A 20,461-nucleotide genomic window follows, 5' to 3' on the forward strand; every position below is an offset into this window, starting at 1 on the left:
TGACGAACGCGGGCCTATTCCGTGGCCCGCTCCAGTTCCGCCAGTTGCTGCTGCAACCGGCCAACTTCCGCTTCGAGTTCCGCCAGCTGTGCCCGGGTGCGCTCCAGGGTTTCGAGTTGTGCGTCGAACTGTTCGCGGGTTACGAGATCGAGCCGTGCAAACGCGGTCTGCACGATGGTGTTGAGGCTTTTCTGCATGTCCTCGCGCGCGCCCGCGTCGCTGATGAAGCGGCCGAGCTGATCGCCGAGGTTGCGCAACAGGTTGTCGTTGATCATCGGGATTCCGGGCAAACGTTTGCCGCAGGGATTCTAAACCATGCCGCGCACAAATGGTGTGGCCGAGGATGCGAGGACTGGCCGCGGCGCGATGCACAAACGCGGTGCGGGTGCGTTGAATCGGTGCAAAAGACTCCGGTTGATTTCCTCATCGCGCGCCATTTTCGTCCTGGAAATATCCTAATTCATTGGTTTAAAAGGTTTTTATCAAGCTGGCACGTGCGCTGCAAAAGGCATATCGAGTTTCGCACTGCAGCATGCAGTTGAAACATGGTCAAACCTTACTGTTACGGAGACAGTCGATGAAAACCAAGTTGTTCGTGAATACGTTTGTCCTGGCCGCGGTTGGTGCAGGCCTCAGCCTGCCGGTTGTCGCCGGGGACGAACTCGCCATCAGCGGAAATGTGAGCCTTGCCTCGGAGTATGTGTTCCGCGGGCAGTCGCAGACCCAGGAGAACGCGGCTGTCCAGGGCGGACTGGATCTCGAATACTGCGGCTTCTATGTCGGGGCCTGGGGTTCCAACGTCGATTTCAACAGCGATGCCACCGCCGAAATCGACTACTACGGCGGCTATGTATTTGGTCTCACCGAGGATCTGAGCCTCGATATCGGCTATATCCGCTACTCCTACGCCGGTGAGTCCGACCTCGACTACGACGAAGTCAAGGCGGCTCTCGGCTGGAAGGACCTCACCGTCGGCGTGAACTATTCCTGGAACTATCTCGGGGAAGATCCCTTCGGTGACGGTGACGTGGATTTCTTCTACTACTTCGCCGATTACAGCTTTGCCCTGCCGGCGGACTTTGCGCTGGGGTTGCACGTGGCACTGAACCAGGCCGATGGCGACGTGAACAACATTGCATTCGAGAGCCGCGGGGAAAACGAATACACGGAGTGGAACGCATCGCTGGGCAAATCGTTTCTCGGTGCCGATTTCGCGCTGACCTACTGGGGTACGAGCATCGACGGCAGCAACGAACTCGGAGACGAGCGACTGGTGTTCTCGGTATCGAAAAGCATGTAACACATCTGCCCTGGCGCGCCAGGGCTCAAGGAGAAACCGCAATGAAAATGATCACCGCCATCATAAAACCCTTCAAGCTCGATGATGTACGCGAGGCGCTTTCGGAGATCGGGGTGCAGGGCATCACGGTCACCGAGGTCAAGGGCTTCGGGCGCCAGAAAGGCCATACCGAACTCTACCGCGGCGCCGAATACGTCGTCGATTTCCTGCCCAAGGTGAAAATAGAGGTCGTGGTGGCCGACGGCATCGTCGACAACATCATCGAGACCATCACCCGATCCGCGCGCACCGGCAAGATCGGCGACGGCAAGATCTTCGTCGTCGCCGTCGACCAGGCCGTACGGATCCGCACCGGGGAAACCGGCGAGGAGGCTGTATGAGCGCGCTACTTGCTGTTCACGAACCACGGGGAGCTTCCATGAAGACCACGATTGCCCGGGCGCTCGGCGCCTCGTTACTGCTTTTGCCCGCGCTTGCGTTGGCCGACGACGCGCCGGTACTGAATTCCGGCGACACCGCCTGGATGCTGACCGCGACCGCGCTGGTCCTATTCATGGCCATTCCGGGGCTGGCCCTGTTCTATGCCGGCATGGTGCGCTCGAAGAACGTGCTCTCGGTCCTGATGCAATGCTTTGCGATTACCGCGATGGTCTCGGTGTTGTGGACCATCTACGGCTACAGCATGAGTTTTGACACCACCGGGATGGAGGCGGGCGTCACCAACCTCAACTCCTTCATTGGCGGGCTGTCCAGGGCCTTTCTTGCCGGGATGACCAAGGATGCGCTGGTTCTGGCGGTTCCCGAGTCGGTGTTCATGACCTTCCAGATGACGTTCGCGATCATCACGCCGGCGCTGATCGTCGGTGCCTTTGCCGAGCGCATGAAGTTCTCGGCGATGATGGTGTTCATGGCGCTGTGGGTGACGGTCTGTTACTTCCCGATGGCGCATATGGTGTGGAGCGGCGACGGTGGACTGTTGTGGGACTGGGGCGTGCTCGACTTCGCCGGCGGCACCGTGGTGCACATCAATGCCGGTATCGCGGGCCTGGTGGCTTGCCTGGTGCTTGGCAAGCGCAAGGGCTTCCCCGGAACCGCGATGCCCCCGCACAACCTCGGTTACACCGTGATCGGCGCCTCGATGCTGTGGGTCGGCTGGTTCGGTTTCAACGCGGGTTCCGCGGTTGCCGCCGACGGCAACGCCGGCATGGCCATGGCGGTAACGCAGATCGCCACCGCCGCCGCTGCTCTGGGTTGGATGCTGGCCGAGTGGTTCAGGCACGGCAAGCCCTCGGTGCTCGGCATCGCCTCGGGCGCCATCGCCGGCTTGGTCGCGATCACGCCGGCTTCGGGCACCGCCGGTCCCGGTGGCGCGCTGGTGATCGGCTTTGCCAGCGGACTGATCTGCTTCCTGGCCGCGACCCGCCTCAAGCGTGCGCTTGGTTACGATGACTCGCTCGACGTGTTCGGTGTGCATGGTGTCGGCGGTATCGTCGGTGCGATTCTCACCGGTGTGTTCGCCGCCCCCGCCCTGGGTGGCTTTGGCGAAGTCGAGAACATCGCGCTGCAGGTCTGGATCCAGACCAAGGGCGTGCTGTTCACGCTGGTCTATAGCGGTGTGCTGAGCTACCTGTTGCTGAAGCTCGTCGACCTGGTGATCGGCCTGCGGGTCAGCGAGGAAGATGAAACCATGGGCCTCGACATCGCGCTGCACGATGAGCGTGGCTACAACCTCTGATCTGCCGGTGTAGTGTGGGCGGTACGCTGCGTATCCCGGTATAATGCGCGCCCACGTACACCCCCCGTTCGCAGGAGAGCCTCGCGCATGAAACTCATCACCGCCATCATCAAACCCTTCAAGCTCGATGACGTGCGCTCGGCTCTCTCCGATATCGGCGTGCAGGGTGTGACGGTGAGCGAAGTGAAGGGCTTCGGGCGTCAGAAAGGACACACCGAACTGTATCGCGGAGCCGAGTACGTGGTGGATTTTCTGCCCAAGGTGAAGCTCGAGATTGCCGTTGATGACAGCCAGACGGACGCGGTGATCGAGGCCATACGCGCGTCGGCGAATACCGGCAAGATCGGCGATGGCAAGATTTTCGTGGCTCCGCTCGAGCAGGTGATCCGCATCCGCACCGGCGAGGCTGGCCCGGACGCGATCTGATCAGGCTGGCCTCGAGCCGGGCACCCTCGGTTTAGGGTATAAAAAGCGCGCATCAAATAAACAAAAAGTTTTTGACTCGCACAAACACTCGACTATAAGTATGCGGGTGAAAGCCGGGCAATTACGCGCGGGTGTGATGAATGGCGGGCGCCGCTGACGGGAAGGAAAGCCATGTCCCCAGAAGATGATGAAGACAACGAGAACGAAAACGAAAGCGTTGATTCGGACACGATCGAGGTCGAGGCGCCGCCGCCGCGTGACGAACCCCTGGAAACCCGTTCGCTGGAAGCGCGCTGCAAGCTGCGTGATCAGATGCAGTCGGATATCGAGGCGTTCCTGCGCTCGGGCGGTCGGATCGAGCAGGTAGCGCCGAATGTGAGCGCGCAGGATGCCGCGAAAACCGCGGTGGAAAGCAGCTAGCTGCACTCCAGTTCGTTGATCAGGGCAGCCAGCTCGCTGAAGGCCCTGAAAACGGCCCTCGGCGCTTCTCCGCCGGGCCATGCGCGATCATCGGGATTGAACCAGACCGTGGTGATGCCGAGGCGCTGTGCGCCGAGCATGTCGTGCTCGTGATGGTCCCCGATGTGGATGCAGTGCTCCGCGCTGGTCTGCGCGGCAGCGAGCGCCGCGTTGAAGTGCTGTGCCTGCGGTTTGCTTGCCGCCAGCGCCTCGGCATTGAAAGCAAAATTGAAATACTTGCCCAACGACAGCCGGAACACATCGGCATTGCCATTGGTCAGCACCCCGAGCACGTAGCTGCGTGACAGCTGCTCGAGACACTGCGCGACATCCGCAAAGGGTTCGATATCGTGCCGCGCCTCGATGAAGATCGCGAAAGCCTCTGCGGCGAGTTGCGTGGCCTGTTGCGGGGCGTAGCCGCAATCGAGCAGCGCAAGCCGCATCGACTCGCGCCGCAGCTCGCTCACGTGGTGGTGCAACTCGGGGCGTTCACGCAGCAGGCGCAGACGCAGGTTCATCAGTTCCGCCCGGTTGAAGCGCTGCGGCACCTCGGGGCAATGGCGCATCAGCCATTCGCTCACGCGCTGCTCGGCGCGCACCAGAACCGGGCGCACATCCCAGAGCGTGTCATCGAGATCGAAGGTAATCAGCCGGAAGCGCCGGTTCATCGTGCTGCGTTCGCGGCGCAACGGGGCGGATTGTCAGGGCGCATCGATCGACGCCGCCGCGCTAGTCGTCAGCGCCGCCGCGCCGCCGCGTGGCGCGTGGATGGGCGGCGTCGTAGACCTTGGCCAGGTGCTGGAAATCGAGATGGGTGTAGATCTGGGTGGTCGAGAGGTTGGCGTGCCCGAGCATCTCCTGCACCGCGCGCAGATCGCCGCTCGATTCGAGCAGGTGGCTCGCAAACGAATGGCGCAACATATGGGGATGCAGGCGCTGGCTGAGACCGCGTGCGCGCCCCTGCTGCTCGAGCCGCTTCTGTACCGCGCGCACGCTGATGCGCGTGCCGCGCCGGCTGATGAAAACCGCCGCGTGATGGGCCGCGCGTGCACACAAGCCGCGCGCCTGAAGCCAGCGCCGCAGGGCCTGTGCGGCCTGGGCGCCGAGCGGAATGGTGCGGGTACGGTTGCCCTTGCCGGTGACCGTGACGAGGGCGCCGTCGAGATCGAGCTCGGGGAGATCGAGCCGGCACAATTCCGAGAGCCGTAATCCCGAGCTGTAGAAAAGCTCCATGATGGCGCCGTCACGCAGTGACTCCCAGCTTTGGGGTTCGGCATCGAGCAGGCGCGCGGTCTGGTCCACATCGAGCGTGGCGGGCAGCTTGCGAGGCCCTTTTGGCGCCGCCACACCCAGCGCCGGATTGACCCGCAGCGTTCCATTGCTGACCAGGTGGTTGAACAGGCCGCGACAGGCCGAGAGAAAGCGTTGCAGACTGCGGCTGCCCAGTCCGCGCCGGTGCAGCGCCGCAACCGACTGCCGAATCGCCGCCGCATCGATCCCCTGCGCAGTGTCGATGCCGGCCTGCGCAAGGCAGGTCGATAGCAATGCTAGATCGCGACGATAGGCCGCCAGCGTGTGCCTCGAGGCGCGGCGGGTGGCTTCGAGATAGCCGAGGTAGTCGTCGATACCCGCTTGCAGTGCCGATTCGAGCGCCAATTCAGGTGTGCTCTGCAAAGCGCGGCAACAATCGCTGCAGTGCATCGCCGATGAATTCCAGGAACAGCGTGCCCATCTCGCCATGAAAGCGGCGGGCATCGCTGCTGCCGGCTGCCAGCAGCGCAAGCGGAGTGCCGGTACCCACCGGCACCACCACCGCCGAATGCACCGTCTCGGCAGCGGCGGCAAACAGCAGCGCACGTTCCTGCGGGCGCAATGGTCCGACGATGGGCTTGCCCGGTCGAAACATGCTCTTCAGTGTGCTCTCGGCATCGTCACGCGTGATGCGCTCGCCGCCCTCGCTCCAGCGCGAGTCGTGGTCCGACACCAGCAGCAGCCGGCAATGTTCCACGCCGAACTCGCGTCGTATCGATTGCACCAGGCTCTGGCTGAGTTGTTCGAGCGTGCCGGCTTCCAGCAGCGCGAGAATCAGCTGGCGGGTCTTGGTGAACAGCTCGTCGTTGTCGCGGGCGTGATCGAGCAGCCGGCTCAGGCGCTGGCGCGACTCGATGTTGCGCTCGCGCAGCAGGCTGACTTGTCGCTCTACCAGCGATACCGCAGTGCCCGCGCGGTGCGGCAACTCGAGTTCGCAGAGGATGTTCTCGTGATGCAGGAAAAAATCCGGGTGACGCCCGAGATAGGCGAGTACCTCCTCGGTCGCAAGTTCCGTTGCGCTGTCGCGCATGCGCAAGCTCGTGGCGTGTTCTTCTTTCATAGTGCAATCTGCCCTTCGAATACCGTGGTTGCGGGACCGCTCATCAACAGCGGCTCGCCTTCGCCGCGCCATTCGATCTGAAGGTAGCCGCCAGGAAGATAGACGCGCACCCGCTCGTCGAGCAGGCCGCGCAGCCGTCCGGCCACGACCGCGGCACAGGCACCGCTGCCACAGGCCATGGTCTCGCCGGCACCGCGTTCGAACACGCGCAGACGGACTTCCGTGCGATTGACCACCTGCATGAAGCCGACATTGGCGCCTTCCGGGAAACGCGGATGCCACTCCAGGCGCGGGCCAAGCTCGGCCACGGGGGCCAGGTCAACGTTCTCTACCAGCAGTACCGCGTGCGGATTACCCATCGAAACGGCACTGATCTCGAGGCACTCACCATCAGCCTCGAGAGTATAGCTGCTGGCCTGGAGCTCGGCCTTGAATGGTATTTCTTGCGGCTGCAGGCGTGGCACACCCATGCCGACGCTGACCACGATGCCCTTGCCCAGCCGGAGATCAAGCGGCCCCCCGATCGTGCCCACCCGCAGCCGATTTCTGGCGCTGAGACGTTTATCGCGGATGTACAGTGCCACGCAGCGCGCGCCGTTGCCGCATTGCCCCACCTCGGTGCCGTCCTGGTTGAAGATCCGGTAGCGGAAATCCATCTCCGGATCGGTGGGCGGCTCGATCACCAGCACCTGGTCACAGCCGATCCCGAGACGACGATCGGCCAGGCGGCGGATCAGCTGGGCATCGATGCGCAGCGTTTGCGTGATCAGGTCGAACACGACGAAATCGTTGCCCAGCCCGTGCATCTTGGTGAAGCGCAGCAGCATCGTCAGGCGTCCGGTGGCAGCAGGTTCTCGCCCCGCACCAGGTCGGCAAAGCTCTCGCGCGCCCTGACCAGATAGGCGGTGCCACGATCGACCATCACCTCGGCAGGGCGTGCCCGGGAGTTGTAATTGGAGCTCATCACGAAAGAGTAGGCGCCCGCGCCGCTCACCGCCAACAGGTCGCCGGCGGTCAGCGCCAGCAGCCGCTCCTTGCCGAGAAAATCGCTCGATTCGCAGACCGGTCCAACCACGTCGTAGAGTGCCGGTTCGGCGCGTGCGTTGCGCCGGACGGATTCTATGCCCATCCATGCGCCGTAAAGGGATGGCCGGATCAGGTCGTTCATCCCGGCATCGACCAGTGCGAAGCGGCGCTCGCCGTTGCGCTTGAGATACTCCACGCGCGTCAGCAGGATGCCGGCGCGCGCGACGATCACGCGCCCGGGCTCGGTTATCAGGCTCAGGCGGCGCGGACCCAGGCGTGACAGCAGCGCCGCGGCATACGCCTGCGGTGACGGTGGTTGCTCGTCGCGATAACACACACCGAGGCCACCACCGACATCCACGTGCTCGAGCACGATGCCGCGTTCGCGAAGCTGGTCGACCAGTGCCAGCACCCGATCCAGTGCATCGACAAACGGGGTGAGCGAGGTCAGCTGTGATCCGATATGGCAATCGATGCCGCGCACGCGGATATTGGGCAGGGTGGCGGCGTGCGCATACAGTGCGCCGGCGGCACCGATCTCGACGCCGAACTTGTTGTCGCGCAGACCGGTGGAAATATAGGGATGGCTTTCGGCATCCACATCCGGGTTTACCCGGATCGAAACCGCTGCCTCGGCGCCGCGTTGTGCCGCGATCGTCTGCAGGCGTTCGAGTTCGGCCTCCGACTCGACGTTGAAGCACAATATGCCCGCATCGAGCGCGGTCACGATATCGGCCGCGGACTTTGCCACGCCGGAGAACACGATGCGTTGCGGATCGGCACTCACGCTCAGCACGCGCGCCAGTTCGCCCCCGGAAACGATATCGAAGCCGGCGCCCCGACGGGCCAGCAGATCCAGCACCGCGAGGTTCGAATTGGCTTTTACCGCATAACAGATCAGGTGTGCCGGGTGGATGGCGAGCGCCTGCGCGAACGCGTCGTACTGCGTCTCGATGACCGCACGCGAGTAGACGTATGTCGGAGTGCCAAAACGCGCGGCAATACTCTCGAGTGAAACCTGCTCGGCAACGAGCAGGTCATCCTGGTAGCAGAAAGCGTCCATCGTGATCCCGATACTGGTTGCTGGACTCAGGGGGTGCCTGCTGGTGCAGGTGGTGGATCGGGCGGCAGGAAAAGCGGACCTTTCTGGCCGCAGCCGGAGAGCATGACGAGAATGCAGGCGAACAGGAACAGGCGCACGAGGGTAACCCCAGCTGAGTGAGCGCGGATTATAGCTCGCTTGCGCCGGCCTGCGGGATTCAGGTCGGCGCGTCGCGCAGCGCCAGCTCGATGCGCTGCTCGAGCAGCTGTTTGTGCTGCAGGTAGTGGACCGTTTGCAGGGTCTGCCGGGTGTTGCCGGCGAGTGCACTCAGATCGATATCGGTGAGATAGATCGGGTAGTGTGCGCCGGCGCTGCGCCGGGCACGCACATGCGCTGCCAGTTGCCCGGGAAAGGCGTCACCGAGCTCGCGTTGCGAAAACGCGATCCCGTTGCAATATACCGTGTAAAGCAACTCGTCCCCCTCCCCCTTCTCGCCAATGGCCTGCAGGTCCAGAAATGGAACGGCACGCTTGTCCGCGGGTAGTGTCAGGTGCTGTACCTCACGCTCGCCACGGTTGCCGGTTCGCGACAGACGGTAGAACCGCGGACCGGCGCCGCCTCCGGGGCCCGCCGAGGGCGGCAGCGCGGCACCGTTCTGGCGGTAGCGAACCGCGGCCAGAAACTGGTCGAGGGCACACAGTGCCGGCCCCTCGTGCGCATCGTCATGGCGGGCGTGAAAGAAAGATCCCTGTTCGTCGATGACCGTGATCTCCAGTGCCGCGTCGTCGCTACCGCAAAATACCGTGACGCGCCCGGCACCGATGTGGCGGCAGATGGTGGGCAGTGCCGAGTCCCGAAGGGCGTAACGATCGATGGTCAGCGGGCTCCAGGTGGCGCACGCCTGGCCGAGCAGCGCATACAGCTGCTTCAGGTCAGCGGCACTTTGCGCACTCACCACGCCGTCGTGCAGCTGCATCAGGTGCAGACGGCTGCCGATCGCGAGCACGTAGCGCGCATCGTGCAAGCCGGCGCCGCCGAAGCTGCGTCCGAGGTCCTCGAACAGCTGCTCGACCCGGGCGGCGATCGCGGTGGAGCGACTGGCGCAGTAGCAGCGGATCGCGAGATGCGGGCGTGCATTGCCGGCCGCTATCAGCTGCAGATAGTCACGCAGGCAGCGGATCAGGCCGTCCTCGCGTACGTAGCGAGTCGCCACGATTTCTCCCCAGCTGTTGCACTGCACGGTTTCGATATTCAGCACCAGGTTTTCCCGCAGCGCGCTGAAATCCAGGGAATCGGTACGGTTGGTCACGCGCTGCAGGCCCTGCTCGCGCATGTGACGCAGCGGATCGGCCGCAACATTCACGAAGGCGAGCAATTCGAGGGGCTGCGCGGGGCTGGCAAAGGCTTCGTCGTCGAGCCGCTCGGGGCTGGTGCTGGCATCCACCAGTTCGCGCAGGTCCGCCAGCATGCGGCGCAGTTCGGATTGACGCAGCCCGTCGAAAGCCTCGCGTGTGGCGAGCCGTGAATGCTTTCCGATCACGCCGTTGAGCACGCACCAGGCCAGCAGTTCGGTGAGGCAGGCGCTTTGCCTGAGCGCGCTTGCGGTTGGTGCGGCGCGCGGCGCGACGATCCCGGGGAGCGCGATCCAGGGCGAATCGGCGGCTTCCTGCGCAGGTGCCGCACGGGTGCATATGCTGAGCTCGCGCTCCGCGACGTTGCGGGCGCGACCCGGATTGACGGCTTCGATCTTGCCGGCCTTGCGTTCGTATGCCGCGTACAGCTTGCGACCGAGAATGCTGAATTCGTGCGCATCGATCGATGCTCCCGCCTCGCTCTGGCCGGCGAATTCCGCCAGGAAGCGGTAGCTGTAGGTCAATTCCCTTACCAGCTCGTTGCGCTCCGCACCGACTTCATGGATGTTCCAGTCCGGGCGCGAATCGAGCTTTGCGAGCTTGTGCGCGTCCCATCCCCACTCCTCGGTGAGCCGCGTCATCAGGTTGCGTTGCCAGGTGTCGATGTCCTGCGATGCAGGGCGGGACAGTTTCGTGCCAGCCTTGTAATAGAGGCAGCGGCGTACGATCTCGAGGCGCTCCGGTTCCTCGCGCCGCAGCAAATGGCGTTCCAGGCGCCGGTAGACCATCATGTAGGGATCGAGCTCGTCGATATCGACCACGCCCTGGTGGACCGCGCGCTTGTAATCGGTGCTGAGACTTTCGGTGCGCGGGAATTGCGCCGCATAGACCTCGAACAGCAACAGTTTCAGCACCGATTTGAACGGCGAGTCGATCGCCTTGTAGAGCTGCCAGATTCCCGCCCCGACAAACTCTCCCTGCGGAATCGAGGAGATACCGCCAAAGTCCACCAGCTCGGCGCTCTTGACGTAACGCTTCTTGGTGAGCTGGCGGCAGAATTGCGCGTAATGCGCTTCGGCGGCCGGGGGCACCAGCCACCAGGCCGGCAAGCGACCGGCCAGCAGGATACCGGTGCGGTAGAACTCGTCGAGCAGCAGATAGTGCTGTGCCGAGCCGCAGTTCTCTCCGGTCAGCGGCTCGCGTTGCCCGCGTTTGAATTTCTCGCCATTCATCAGGAACAGGTGCGCCTCGAATCCGCCCTCGCGCGCCCAGTGCTGCAAGCGTTCCGCCTTCTTCTGCAGCAGAGCGAGCTGTTTACCGTCGAGCTGCTCCGGATAGCAGATCCACACGTCGAGGTCGCTGCCGTCGGAGTGTCCGAGCGTGCCCGAACTGCCCATCAGGTACACGCCGTGCACCTGCGCCTCGCTGGCTGCCGGGCGCTGGTAGCCGAAGCTGAGCGCGACGCGTCGTGCCAGCGACAGGACCTGCGCCGGCGGCGTATAACCGCTGATCCCGCAGGGTGTTTGCTGCGAGACATAGCCTGGCAGGGCCGGGTGGTTGGCATGCAGCAACAGCGGTAACAGGTCGATGAAATGCCGCTGGCGTTGCGTGAGCATCGCGCGTACGCGCGCGAGCCGCGCTGCGCTGATTGCGCGAAAACGCGTCAGCGCGAGCCGCAACTGCTTGCGGTCGATGCCTTCCTCGGGAATCGAAGGGGATGCGGCTTTGCTCGGCATGCCGCTTAGTATAGAGGAGTGCCGGCGCGCTACCCGGGTGGAGCCGTTCGTGCCTCGAGCCGCGCGCGTGCGGCGAGCGCCGCCTGTGCGACCTGCCGCGGCGCGGTGCCGCCGAGATGATCGCGGGCGGCTACCGAACCCTCCAGGGTCAGCACCTCGAATACGTCGGCATCGATCTGCGCGCTGAAGCCGCGCAGCTGTTCCAGGGACATGTCCGCGAGATCGGTGCCGCTGGCGACGCCGGCGGCGACCGCGCGACCGACCACTTCGTGGGCATCGCGAAACGCCATGCCGCGGCGTACCAGGTAATCCGCCAGATCCGTCGCGGTGGCAAAACCGCGCCGCGCCGCCTCGCGCATGACCGCCGCGTTGACGCTGAGTGCCGGCATCATGTCGGCGAACGCGTGCACGCAATCGCGCACCGTATCGACGGTATCGAACAGCGGTTCCTTGTCCTCCTGGTTGTCCTTGTTGTAGGCGAGCGGCTGCGATTTCATCAGCATCAGCAGGCCCATCAGGTGCCCGGTCACGCGCCCGCTCTTGCCGCGCACCAGTTCGGGCACATCGGGATTCTTTTTCTGCGGCATGATGGACGAGCCGGTGCAGAAGCGATCCGGCAGGTTCACGAAGCCGAACTGCGCCGAGGTCCACAGCACCAGTTCCTCGCTGAAACGCGACAGGTGGGTCATCAGCAGGGCCGCGAAAGCGCAGAACTCGATCGCAAAATCGCGATCCGCCACCGCGTCGAGGCTGTTGGCGCTGGGCGCATCGAAACCGAGCAGCGCGCTGGTGTAGGCGCGGTCGATCGGGTAACTGGTACCGGCCAGCGCCGCGGCGCCCAGCGGGCAACTGTTCACGCGACGCCGGCAATCGAGCAGGCGGCCGTGATCGCGTTCCAGCATCTCGTTCCAGGCCAGCATGTGGTGGCCGAAAGTCACCGGCTGCGCGGTCTGCAGATGGGTGAAGCCGGGCATGATGGTGGCGGCCTCGCGCGTGGCAATATCGACCAGCGCGTGTTGCAGGCGGGTGAGTTCGGTCGCGATCCGATCGATCTCGGCGCGCAGGAACAGGCGCATGTCGGTGGCGACCTGGTCGTTGCGCGAGCGACCGGTATGGAGCTTCTTGCCGGCGATGCCGATACGGTCCGTGAGCCGCGCCTCGATATTCATGTGCACGTCTTCGAGCGCCACGCTCCACTCGAACCGTCCTTCACCGATCTCGGTGCCGAGTGTCTCGAGTCCACTCCTGATCGCGGCGTGCTCGGCTTCGCTCAGCAGTCCCGCGCGTTGCAGCATCGAGGCATGTGCGAGCGAGCCGCGGATATCGTGTGGCGCCAGGCGGTGATCGAACCCGACCGAAGCGGTGAAGCGCTCCACGAACGCATCGATACTTTCGCTGAAACGCCCGCCCCAGGGCTTGGCAACAGGTTCTTTGTCCATGGTTTCCTTGGTGCAGCTGTGAACCGGCGCGCGATTATAGCAGCGCGCCGGAGGGCGTCGGACCCGTCGCCGCCGTTTGCGGACTAAACTAGCGCTTGGGTTCCCGATCGAGACGCGGCATGCGCAGCATCGAATTGCCATCGACACCGGTCACCGGAGCACACCGGTGAATGGCGCGCGGTCCGCGGCGCCGGGTTTCCTGATCCCGGACCTGTGTTCGCCGCAGGCGGTGTTGTTCCTGTTGCTGAACAGCGCCCTGCTGGCGCTGACGCTGGTGCTGTTCGCGACCGGGTTGTCCAGCTTCAGCTGGATGGAGCTGGGGCGCGTCGCGCTGTTCATTCTCTGGAACATGCTGCTGTGCGCGGCGTTGCTGTGTCAGCTGCGTCTGCGTATCGCGCGCTGGCCGGTGGCGACCGGCGCCTGTCTCAGCTTTGCCATCGTGCTCGGTGTGTGTGCGCTTACCAGCATCGCGGCGCAATGGTTCCTGCAACAGCTTGGTGCGGGGCGCGTGGATTACACGCGTTGCGGGCGCGATATGCTGATCGCGGCATTGCTCGGTGGTGCCGCGCTGCGCCATTTCCACCTGCGCGGCGAGTTGATGAAGCGCGAGAGCTCCGAGCTCAGTGCCCGCATCCAGTCGCTGCAGGCGCGGATTCGCCCGCATTTCCTGTTCAACAGCATGAATATCATCGCCAGCCTGATACCGCTGGCGCCGGAGCTGGCCGAGCGCGCGGTGGAGGATCTCGCGGAGCTGTTCCGCGCCAGCCTGCGCGAAGGTGATACAACGGTCGCGCTGGCACTTGAGCTGGATCTCTGCGAGCGTTACCTGCGGCTGGAGCAACTGCGACTCGGCGAGCGGCTGCAGTTGCAGCGCCATATCGGCGAGATGCCCGAGCAGGTGCGCTTGCCGCCGCTGTGCGTGCAGCCGCTGCTCGAGAACGCGGTATATCACGGTATCCAGCCCCTGCCCGAGGGCGGCTGCGTGAGCCTCGATGTTGCCGTGCGTGGACGGGTGTTGTGCATCGATGTGCTGAATCCGCTACCCGGGCCGGTGCACGTGAATGGTCGTGGCAGCGGGATCGCGCTCGAGAATATCCGCGACCGGCTGGGCGCCATCTACGGAGGCCGGGCAAGTCTCGAGCTGCACAGCGAGGGGGGTACGTTTCGCGCGAGCCTGCGCATTCCGCTCGAGGCGAAGGCATGAAACTGCTGCTGGTCGATGACGAACCGCTCGCCCGGGCGCGGCTGCGGCGCCTGCTGGAGGAGCGCAGCGACTGCACCGAGTTGCGTGAAGCCGCCAATGGTGCCGCGGCGATCGAGGCCAATGCCGAGTTTGAGCCCGATGTGATATTGCTCGATATCCGTATGCCGGGCATGGATGGTATCGAGGCCGCACGGCACCTGACGCAGGGCGAGCACCCGCCCGCGATCATATTCTGCACCGCGTTCGAGGAGTACGCGGTGGCAGCTTTCGAGAGCCGAGCGGTCGGTTACCTGCTGAAACCGGTGCTGCGTGACAAACTCGACGCGGCACTCGATGCGGCGCGCGCAACCACCCGCTACCAGATGAACGCGCTGGCGCGCGAGACCCGCGAACAGCGGCGCTTCCTCAGCGCGCGCTCCGCTGCCGGGACCCATCTGTTGCCGGTTGCCGATGTCCGGGTGTTGCTGGCCGACCAGAAATACGTCACCGCGCTGTATCCCGGTGGCAGCCTGTTGCTCGACGAGAGCCTGCGCGAGCTCGAGCTGGAGTTCGAGGGCCAGTTTCTGCGGGTACACCGCAAGGCGCTGGTTGCAATCCATCATATCAGTGGGCTGAGCCGCCATGCGGGCACCGAGCGGGTGCAACTCGATGGCCTGGACCTGCGAGTGCAGGTCAGCCGGCGTCATCTGAGCGCAGTGCGCACGGTGGTCGCGGGACTCTAGGCCCCGGACGACCAGATCCGACGGGCTCCGGGTGGTTGCCGCCGCCGCGCGCGGCGGCGCGCATGGCTTATCATGGCACTCCAGCCGTTGATATCGAGCCGAGCATGAGCGCCAGGATTCTCCGCATCGCAACCCGCAAGAGCCAGCTTGCCCTGTGGCAGGCGGAGCACGTCCGCGCCCGCCTGGAGGCGGCGCATCCGGGCATTGGCGTGGAGCTGGTGCCGCTCTCCACGCAGGGTGACCGCATCCTCGATGTACCGCTGGCAAAAATCGGTGGCAAGGGCCTGTTCGTCAAGGAGCTCGAAACCGCGCTGCTCGAGGGCCGCGCGGACCTGGCGGTGCACTCGATGAAGGATGTACCGATGGATTTTCCGCCGCAGCTCGGTCTCGGCGCGATACTCGGGCGCGAAGATCCTCACGATGCTTTCGTGTCGAATCGTTTTGCCGCGCTCGAGGCGCTGCCCGTGGGGGCGCGGGTCGGCACCTCGAGTCTGCGCCGGCAATGCCAGTTGCGCGCGCTGCGGCCGGATCTGCGGATTCTCGATCTGCGTGGCAATGTCAACACCCGTCTGGCACGGCTCGATGACGGACACTACGATGCCATCGTGCTCGCGGCGGCGGGTCTGCTGCGGCTCGGGATGCGCGCGCGCATCCGTGCCCTGCTGTCCGAAGTGCAATCGCTGCCGGCGGTGGGGCAGGGTGCGATCGGCATCGAGATCCGCTCCGACGATGCCGAACTGCGCGCGCTGCTGACCCCGTTGCACGATGAGGATTCGGCTGTGTGCGTGCGTGCCGAGCGCGCGCTCAATCACCGTCTCCAGGGTGGGTGCCAGGTTCCGATCGCCGGTTTCGCCGAGATCGATTCGCTGGCTGCAACGCTGCGCCTGCGTGCGCTGGTGGGCAAGATCGATGGCAGCGAGATCGTGCGCGGCGAGATTTCCGGCGCGCGCGCCGATGCCGAAACGCTGGGGGCGACGCTTGCCGATGAGTTGCTGGGCCGTGGCGCGGCGCGCATTCTCGGTGAACTGGCGCAGGCGCACTGAGGCATGGCGCGGTCCCTGGAGGGTGTGAGCGTGCTGGTCACGCGACCCGCGCCACAGGGCGAGAGCCTGGTCGCGGCGATTCGCGAAGCCGGTGGCGCAGCACTGGCGCTCCCGTTGCTGGAGATCCGGGAGCTCGAGCGGGACGCGTCCGCGGATGCGGTATTCGATCGGCTGGATGGTTTCGATATCGCGATTTTCATCAGTGCCAACGCGGTGCGTGTGGCGCTGGGGCGCTGGCGCGCGCGGGGAGGCGCATGGCCGGCGCAGCTGATGTGCCTGGCGATCGGCAGCGCCACCGAACAGGCGCTGGCGCGCGAGGGCATTGCAGCGACGAGTGCTGCGGCGGCGATGAACAGCGAGGAATTGCTGGCGCTGGATGTGCTCGCGAAGGTCGATGGCCGGCGGATCGTCATCTTCAAGGGTGCCGGTGGTCGCGATCTGCTCGCCGCGAGCCTGCGTGCACGCGGCGCCCACGTCAGCGGGTGTGCGCTCTATCGGCGCGTGGCACCCGCCACGCCAACCGCCGAGTTGGCGCGGCAATTGGCACGCAGCGGCGTCGATACCGTGTTGATCAGCAGCGGCGAGGGCTTCACCAACCTGCTCGGCTTGCTCGGTCGGGATCTGGCTGGCACGATGGCAGGCAGGATCACCCTGGTGGTTCCCGGTGAACGGGTGGCGCAGCTGGCCCGTACCAGCGGATTCATGCGTCTCGAGATCGCGGCCAATGCCACCGACGAGGCGATGCTCGCCGCGCTCCGCGGCCTGGCCGCGCGCAAACGTGCAGAATCGGAACACACATGAAGCAGCAGAACAGCGAAAACACCGTGGAAGTCCTTTCCGTGGAGACCAATGCCCCGCAGCCGGCGGCCGGACGCAGACTGCTGTGGCTGGCGTTGCTGCTGCTTGCGCTGCTGATGGCCGCAGGTGGTGCTTATCTGTGGACCACGATCGATGGCTTGCGTCTCGAACTGGCGGCGCTCGCAACGCATAGCGCGGCACCGGCCGGTGGCGTGGCCGATGTGCGGGTGCCGGCGATGCTGCGGTCGCTGCAAAATGTGGATCAGGAACTCGCGGCGTTGAATGCGCGCCTGACGCAACTCGATGCGCAACAGCACGCCGCGCAGGCCTCGCTCGATGTGATCGGCAGCGCCGACAAGCGTGACTGGGCACTCGCCGAGGTCGAGTACCTGCTGCGCCTTGCCAACCAGAGCCTGCTGATGGGGCGCGAAGTGCGGGGGGCGCTCGCGCTGCTGGATGCCGCGGACGAGATATTGCGCAAGCAGGATGATCCCGCTTTGCACGAAGTGCGCGCGGCATTGGCGCGCGATCGTGCCAGCCTCGAGGCGGTGGCCGGATTCGATGTCGAGGGGCTTTACCTGCGACTTTCCGCGCTGGGCGCGCAATTGCCGATGCTGGTGGTTGAAGAGCGTTCGCTGGCGCAAGCGCGCGAAGCATCGCCCGTGGCACCCGCAAGTGATGCCGATCCGCGCTGGTGGACACGGGTGCGATTGCTGCTCGATCGCTACATCGTGGTGCGTCAGCGCCAACCGGTGAAGCCACTGATGCCCCTGGCCGAGGAGCAGTACCTGCGGGTCAACCAGCGTTTGGCACTGGAGCAGGCCAAGCTCGCGCTGCTGGCTACCGAGCCCGCGGTGTATCGTGGTGCGCTGCAGGAGGCGGCTGCATTGACGCGCGCGTACTTCAGTGCCGAGGTTGCGGCCAACCAGGCCTTTCTCGGCGAACTGACCCGGCTTGCGGAGGTGGATATCGCGCCCGTGTTGCCCGATATCTCCGGCTCGTTGCGGGCGTTGCGCGAACGCAACACCGCGGACGAGGGCTGATCGATGCGCCGGTTGTTTGTGGCGGTGCTGGTCATCCTTGCGGCGGCCGCGAGCCTGGCCTACCTGGTGCGCCTCGACGCGGGCTATGTGCTGGTCCAGTTCCACGGGCTGAGCGTCGAGACCACGATCTGGGTTGCGCTGCTGGCTCTGCTGCTGCTGCTGTTCGGTTTTTATTATCTGGGGCGATTGCTGGTGGTCTGCGCGGACCTGCTGGCGCGTGTGCTCGGGCGGCGCAAGCCCGGTCGGCTTGGAGGCATGCTGGGTTCCTGGCATGCGCGACGCCGGGGGATCACGACCCGCGGAACGGTGGCTTTCATCGAAGGGCGCTGGCGCGTTGCGGTACGCCTGCTGGCGCGCGGCGCACGCAACAGCGATACCCCGTTGCTGAATCATCTGCTGGCGGCGCGCGCCAGCGAGGAGCTCGGTGATCGCGAACTGGCGCAAGGCTTCTATCAGCTGGCGGCGGAAGCGCCCGGTGCCGGGCTGGCGGTCAGACTGGCGCGGGCGCGGGCCGAGATGCGCGGCGGGCGCTTGAGCGAAGCGCTGGCATTGCTGGATGTGGACGATGCCGATCACGCCGATGCCCCGGCACTGCTGCGTCTGCAACTGGAAGTGCTGGAACGGCTGGGAGACTGGCAGCGGATCGCGGCCCTGCTGCCCGAGGCGCGCCGCTACGGACTGCGCGCAGAGACTGCCCTGGCAGCGCTCGAGGAGCGTAGCTGGCTGGCGCGGCTCGAGCACGCGGGCGCGAGCTCGGGGTCCCTGCAAACAGCATGGAAAGCGCTACCCTCGCCGGCTCGACAGCATCCGGCATTGCTGACTGCCTATGCCGCCGGCTTGGCGCGCGGGGTTCGGCGACGATGCCGCGAAACTGTTGTCCGCCGCGCTGCGGCGCGAATGGAATGCGCAACTGGTGCGGGCATATGCGCTGCTGCAAACCGGCGATGCGCGCGCCCGGCTGAAGTTTGCCGAATCCTTGCTTGCCGGGCATGGGCGCGAGCCGCAGCTGCTGCTCGCCCTCGGGCGACTCGCGCTCGGCAATCGCCTGTGGGGCAAGGCCCGCGAGTATCTCGAGAGCAGCCTGGCCAACGGCGCCGGCAGCGAAGCCTGCGCGGAACTGGCGCGGCTTTACCAGCACCTGGGAGAGCACGAACGCGCCAGCGCAATGCTGCAGCGTGCGGTGAAACTGTCGGTAGGAGAGCTGCCGACGCTGCCGATGCCGGAGAGTCGTAACCAGCTCGCGGCGCCGGTATTCAATCGGCTGGAATAAAAGGCACGACGCCTGCTCAATCGATACCGAGCTGTGACCAGAGCTGATCGACACGGCTCCTGATGGCCGGGTCCATCGTGATCGGTGTGCCCCATTGGCGGGTGGTTTCACCGGGGAGCTTGTTGGTCGCGTCGAACCCGATCTTGCCGCCGAGGCCCGAGACCGGCGAGGCGAAATCCAGGTAATCGATTGGCGTGTTCTCGAGTATCAGGCTGTCGCGCGCGGGGTCCATGCGCGTGGTCATCGCCCAGATCACGTCCTTCCAGTCACGGGCGTTCACATCGTCATCGGTGACGATCAGGAACTTGGTGTACATGAACTGGCGCAGGAACGACCAGGCCGCCATCATCACCCGCTTGGCATGACCCGGATACTGCTTTTTCATGGTAATCACCGCCAGGCGGTAGGAGCAGCCTTCCGGTGGCAGGTAGAAATCCACGATTTCCGGAAACTGACGTTGCAGCAACGGCACGAACACCTCGTTCAGGGCCGCGCCGAGCACTGCGGGCTCATCGGGCGGGCGCCCGGTATAGGTGCTGTGGTAGATCGGATTGTCGCGGAACATCATGCGTTCGACGGTAAAGACCGGGAAACGCTCCACTTCGTTGTAGTACCCGGTGTGATCGCCGAACGGGCCCTCGTCGGCAAGGTCATCGGGGTAGATATGCCCCTCCAGCACGATCTCCGCGCTGGCTGGCACCTGCAACGTGCCCACTGTTGACTTGACCAGCAGGGTCTTGCCGCCGCGCAGCAGCCCGGCAAATGCGTATTCGGACAGGGTGTCGGGAACTGGCGTTACCGCCGCCAGGGTGGTTGCCGGATCAGCGCCGAGCGCGACCGCGACCGGAAACGGTTGCCCGGGATGCGCCCGCTGCCACTCCTGGAAGTCGAGCGCACCACCGCGATGCGACAGCCAGCGCATGATCAGGCGGTTCCTGCCCAGCACCTGCATGCGGTAGATGCCGAGGTTCTGGCGTTCCTTGTGCGGACCGCGGGTGATCACCAGGGGCCAGGTCATCAATGGCGCGGCATCTCCGGGCCAGCAGGTCTGCACCGGCAGCATGCCGAGATCGACATCATCGCGCTCGAGAATGTTCTGCTGGCAGTCGCCGCGCGCCACGAGCTTTGGCGCCATATCCAGCACCTGGCGGAACACCGGCAGCTTGTTCCACGCCTCGCGCATGCTGCGCGGCGGGTCGGGTTGACGCAGGAAGGCCAGCAGTTCGCCGATTTCGCGCAGGCTCGAGGCGTCCTTGCCGCCCATGCCGAGCGCGACCCGGTGTTCGGTGCCGTAGAGATTGGCGAGCAGGGGCAGGTCCGAGCCGCGTGGCTTTTCGAACAGCAGTGCCGGTCCGGCACGGCGCAGCGTGCGGTCGCAGATTTCGGTGACTTCGAGGCGGGGGTCAACCGCGACCGCGACGCGCTTGAGTTCGCCCATGCGCTCGAGCGCCGCGATGAACTCGCGCAGGTCACGGTAGCTCATTGCAATGCGAGC

General features: G+C 65.1%; 21 protein-coding genes. 11 read left to right on the forward strand and 10 right to left on the reverse strand.

Annotated elements, in window-relative coordinates; all coding sequences use genetic code 11:
- Window positions 1-14: 14 nt before the first annotated feature.
- Window positions 15-275: an accessory factor UbiK family protein gene (locus IPF49_10505; protein ID MBK6288044.1), complete on the reverse strand. Its 261-nt coding sequence runs from the start codon at window positions 273-275 to the stop codon at window positions 15-17.
- Window positions 276-577: 302 nt separating this feature from the next.
- Here IPF49_10505 and IPF49_10510 point away from each other — a divergent pair, with 302 nt between their 5' ends.
- From IPF49_10510 to IPF49_10530, 5 genes are all read left to right on the forward strand, one after another.
- Window positions 578-1,300, forward strand: coding sequence for a hypothetical protein (locus IPF49_10510; protein MBK6288045.1), 723 nt, complete (start codon window positions 578-580; stop codon window positions 1,298-1,300).
- A gap of 41 nt (window positions 1,301-1,341) precedes the next feature.
- Complete coding sequence (locus tag IPF49_10515; GenBank protein ID MBK6288046.1) at window positions 1,342-1,680, forward strand: P-II family nitrogen regulator; 339 nt, start codon at window positions 1,342-1,344, stop codon at window positions 1,678-1,680.
- A 38-nt stretch (window positions 1,681-1,718) separates the two neighbouring features.
- Window positions 1,719-3,035, forward strand: coding sequence for an ammonium transporter (locus IPF49_10520; GenBank protein ID MBK6288047.1), 1,317 nt, complete (start codon window positions 1,719-1,721; stop codon window positions 3,033-3,035).
- 87 nt (window positions 3,036-3,122) lie between these two features.
- Window positions 3,123-3,461 carry a P-II family nitrogen regulator gene (gene glnK / locus IPF49_10525; protein MBK6288048.1) on the forward strand — a complete coding sequence of 113 codons (339 nt, stop codon included), beginning with the start codon at window positions 3,123-3,125 and terminating at the stop codon, window positions 3,459-3,461.
- A gap of 171 nt (window positions 3,462-3,632) precedes the next feature.
- Complete coding sequence (locus tag IPF49_10530) at window positions 3,633-3,881, forward strand: hypothetical protein (protein ID MBK6288049.1); 249 nt, start codon at window positions 3,633-3,635, stop codon at window positions 3,879-3,881.
- On the opposite strand, the gene IPF49_10535 is transcribed toward IPF49_10530, so the two are convergent.
- The 8 genes from IPF49_10535 to argH form a co-directional block, all read right to left on the reverse strand.
- The gene (locus tag IPF49_10535) at window positions 3,878-4,588 is read right to left on the reverse strand and encodes an HAD family hydrolase (GenBank protein MBK6288050.1); all 711 of its coding nucleotides are present in this window, start codon (window positions 4,586-4,588) and stop codon (window positions 3,878-3,880) included. The two genes, IPF49_10530 and IPF49_10535, sit on opposite strands and share 4 nt — an antisense overlap.
- Before the next feature lie 61 nt (window positions 4,589-4,649).
- Entirely contained in the window at window positions 4,650-5,621 is a 972-nt protein-coding gene (gene xerC / locus IPF49_10540) for a tyrosine recombinase XerC (protein ID MBK6288051.1), read from the reverse strand.
- Window positions 5,578-6,291: a DUF484 family protein gene (locus IPF49_10545; GenBank protein MBK6288052.1), complete on the reverse strand. Its 714-nt coding sequence runs from the start codon at window positions 6,289-6,291 to the stop codon at window positions 5,578-5,580. The genes xerC and IPF49_10545 overlap by 44 nt, the downstream gene beginning before the upstream one ends.
- Window positions 6,288-7,118, reverse strand: a complete 831-nt coding sequence (dapF, locus tag IPF49_10550) for a diaminopimelate epimerase (protein ID MBK6288053.1) — start codon at window positions 7,116-7,118, stop codon at window positions 6,288-6,290. The genes IPF49_10545 and dapF overlap by 4 nt, the downstream gene beginning before the upstream one ends.
- Before the next feature lie 2 nt (window positions 7,119-7,120).
- Window positions 7,121-8,380, reverse strand: coding sequence for a diaminopimelate decarboxylase (gene lysA / locus IPF49_10555; protein ID MBK6288054.1), 1,260 nt, complete (start codon window positions 8,378-8,380; stop codon window positions 7,121-7,123).
- A gap of 26 nt (window positions 8,381-8,406) precedes the next feature.
- On the reverse strand, window positions 8,407-8,484 hold the full coding sequence (locus tag IPF49_10560; protein MBK6288055.1) for a lipoprotein: 78 nt from the start codon (window positions 8,482-8,484) through the stop codon (window positions 8,407-8,409).
- A 92-nt stretch (window positions 8,485-8,576) separates the two neighbouring features.
- A complete protein-coding gene (locus IPF49_10565) occupies window positions 8,577-11,447 on the reverse strand; it encodes a class I adenylate cyclase (GenBank protein ID MBK6288056.1) in 2,871 nt (956 codons plus the stop codon).
- Between the two features lie 29 nt (window positions 11,448-11,476).
- Window positions 11,477-12,886, reverse strand: coding sequence for an argininosuccinate lyase (argH, locus tag IPF49_10570; protein ID MBK6288057.1), 1,410 nt, complete (start codon window positions 12,884-12,886; stop codon window positions 11,477-11,479).
- 166 nt (window positions 12,887-13,052) lie between these two features.
- Between argH and IPF49_10575 the strand changes: the two genes are divergently transcribed.
- From IPF49_10575 to IPF49_10600, 6 genes are all read left to right on the forward strand, one after another.
- The gene (locus IPF49_10575; protein MBK6288058.1) at window positions 13,053-14,090 is read left to right on the forward strand and encodes a histidine kinase; all 1,038 of its coding nucleotides are present in this window, start codon (window positions 13,053-13,055) and stop codon (window positions 14,088-14,090) included.
- A complete protein-coding gene (locus tag IPF49_10580) occupies window positions 14,087-14,812 on the forward strand; it encodes a response regulator transcription factor (GenBank protein ID MBK6288059.1) in 726 nt (241 codons plus the stop codon). The genes IPF49_10575 and IPF49_10580 overlap by 4 nt, the downstream gene beginning before the upstream one ends.
- 104 nt (window positions 14,813-14,916) lie before the next feature.
- Complete coding sequence (hemC, locus tag IPF49_10585) at window positions 14,917-15,855, forward strand: hydroxymethylbilane synthase (GenBank protein MBK6288060.1); 939 nt, start codon at window positions 14,917-14,919, stop codon at window positions 15,853-15,855.
- Between the two features lie 3 nt (window positions 15,856-15,858).
- A complete protein-coding gene (locus IPF49_10590; protein MBK6288061.1) occupies window positions 15,859-16,656 on the forward strand; it encodes a uroporphyrinogen-III synthase in 798 nt (265 codons plus the stop codon).
- Window positions 16,653-17,696: a uroporphyrinogen-III C-methyltransferase gene (locus IPF49_10595; GenBank protein ID MBK6288062.1), complete on the forward strand. Its 1,044-nt coding sequence runs from the start codon at window positions 16,653-16,655 to the stop codon at window positions 17,694-17,696. The genes IPF49_10590 and IPF49_10595 overlap by 4 nt, the downstream gene beginning before the upstream one ends.
- 3 nt (window positions 17,697-17,699) lie before the next feature.
- Window positions 17,700-18,929, forward strand: coding sequence for a hypothetical protein (locus IPF49_10600; protein ID MBK6288063.1), 1,230 nt, complete (start codon window positions 17,700-17,702; stop codon window positions 18,927-18,929).
- A 53-nt stretch (window positions 18,930-18,982) separates the two neighbouring features.
- Here the strand turns inward: IPF49_10600 and ubiD are convergent, their stop codons facing one another.
- On the reverse strand, window positions 18,983-20,449 hold the full coding sequence (ubiD, locus tag IPF49_10605) for a 4-hydroxy-3-polyprenylbenzoate decarboxylase (GenBank protein ID MBK6288064.1): 1,467 nt from the start codon (window positions 20,447-20,449) through the stop codon (window positions 18,983-18,985).
- Window positions 20,450-20,461 lie beyond the last annotated feature (12 nt).

The organism is Gammaproteobacteria bacterium (assembly GCA_016705365.1).
Lineage (GTDB): Bacteria > Pseudomonadota > Gammaproteobacteria > Pseudomonadales > UBA5518 > UBA5518.

Bases quoted from the DNA above. Each gene is read 5' to 3' on its own strand.
- IPF49_10560 (MBK6288055.1), bottom strand. From the start codon at position 8,484: ATGCTCTCCGGCTGCGGCCAGAAAGGTCCGCTTTTCCTGCCGCCCGAT.
- hemC (MBK6288060.1), top strand. From the start codon at position 14,917: ATGAGCGCCAGGATTCTCCGCATCGCAACCCGCAAGAGCCAGCTTGCC.
- glnK (MBK6288048.1), top strand. From the start codon at position 3,123: ATGAAACTCATCACCGCCATCATCAAACCCTTCAAGCTCGATGACGTG.
- IPF49_10515 (MBK6288046.1), top strand. From the start codon at position 1,342: ATGAAAATGATCACCGCCATCATAAAACCCTTCAAGCTCGATGATGTA.
- IPF49_10520 (MBK6288047.1), top strand. From the start codon at position 1,719: ATGAAGACCACGATTGCCCGGGCGCTCGGCGCCTCGTTACTGCTTTTG.
- IPF49_10545 (MBK6288052.1), bottom strand. From the start codon at position 6,291: ATGAAAGAAGAACACGCCACGAGCTTGCGCATGCGCGACAGCGCAACG.
- IPF49_10600 (MBK6288063.1), top strand. From the start codon at position 17,700: ATGCGCCGGTTGTTTGTGGCGGTGCTGGTCATCCTTGCGGCGGCCGCG.
- IPF49_10510 (MBK6288045.1), top strand. From the start codon at position 578: ATGAAAACCAAGTTGTTCGTGAATACGTTTGTCCTGGCCGCGGTTGGT.
- xerC (MBK6288051.1), bottom strand. From the start codon at position 5,621: ATGCACTGCAGCGATTGTTGCCGCGCTTTGCAGAGCACACCTGAATTG.
- IPF49_10590 (MBK6288061.1), top strand. From the start codon at position 15,859: ATGGCGCGGTCCCTGGAGGGTGTGAGCGTGCTGGTCACGCGACCCGCG.
- IPF49_10535 (MBK6288050.1), bottom strand. From the start codon at position 4,588: ATGAACCGGCGCTTCCGGCTGATTACCTTCGATCTCGATGACACGCTC.
- IPF49_10580 (MBK6288059.1), top strand. From the start codon at position 14,087: ATGAAACTGCTGCTGGTCGATGACGAACCGCTCGCCCGGGCGCGGCTG.
- IPF49_10505 (MBK6288044.1), bottom strand. From the start codon at position 275: ATGATCAACGACAACCTGTTGCGCAACCTCGGCGATCAGCTCGGCCGC.
- lysA (MBK6288054.1), bottom strand. From the start codon at position 8,380: ATGGACGCTTTCTGCTACCAGGATGACCTGCTCGTTGCCGAGCAGGTT.
- IPF49_10565 (MBK6288056.1), bottom strand. From the start codon at position 11,447: ATGCCGAGCAAAGCCGCATCCCCTTCGATTCCCGAGGAAGGCATCGAC.
- IPF49_10530 (MBK6288049.1), top strand. From the start codon at position 3,633: ATGTCCCCAGAAGATGATGAAGACAACGAGAACGAAAACGAAAGCGTT.
- IPF49_10595 (MBK6288062.1), top strand. From the start codon at position 16,653: ATGAAGCAGCAGAACAGCGAAAACACCGTGGAAGTCCTTTCCGTGGAG.
- ubiD (MBK6288064.1), bottom strand. From the start codon at position 20,449: ATGAGCTACCGTGACCTGCGCGAGTTCATCGCGGCGCTCGAGCGCATG.
- argH (MBK6288057.1), bottom strand. From the start codon at position 12,886: ATGGACAAAGAACCTGTTGCCAAGCCCTGGGGCGGGCGTTTCAGCGAA.
- dapF (MBK6288053.1), bottom strand. From the start codon at position 7,118: ATGCTGCTGCGCTTCACCAAGATGCACGGGCTGGGCAACGATTTCGTC.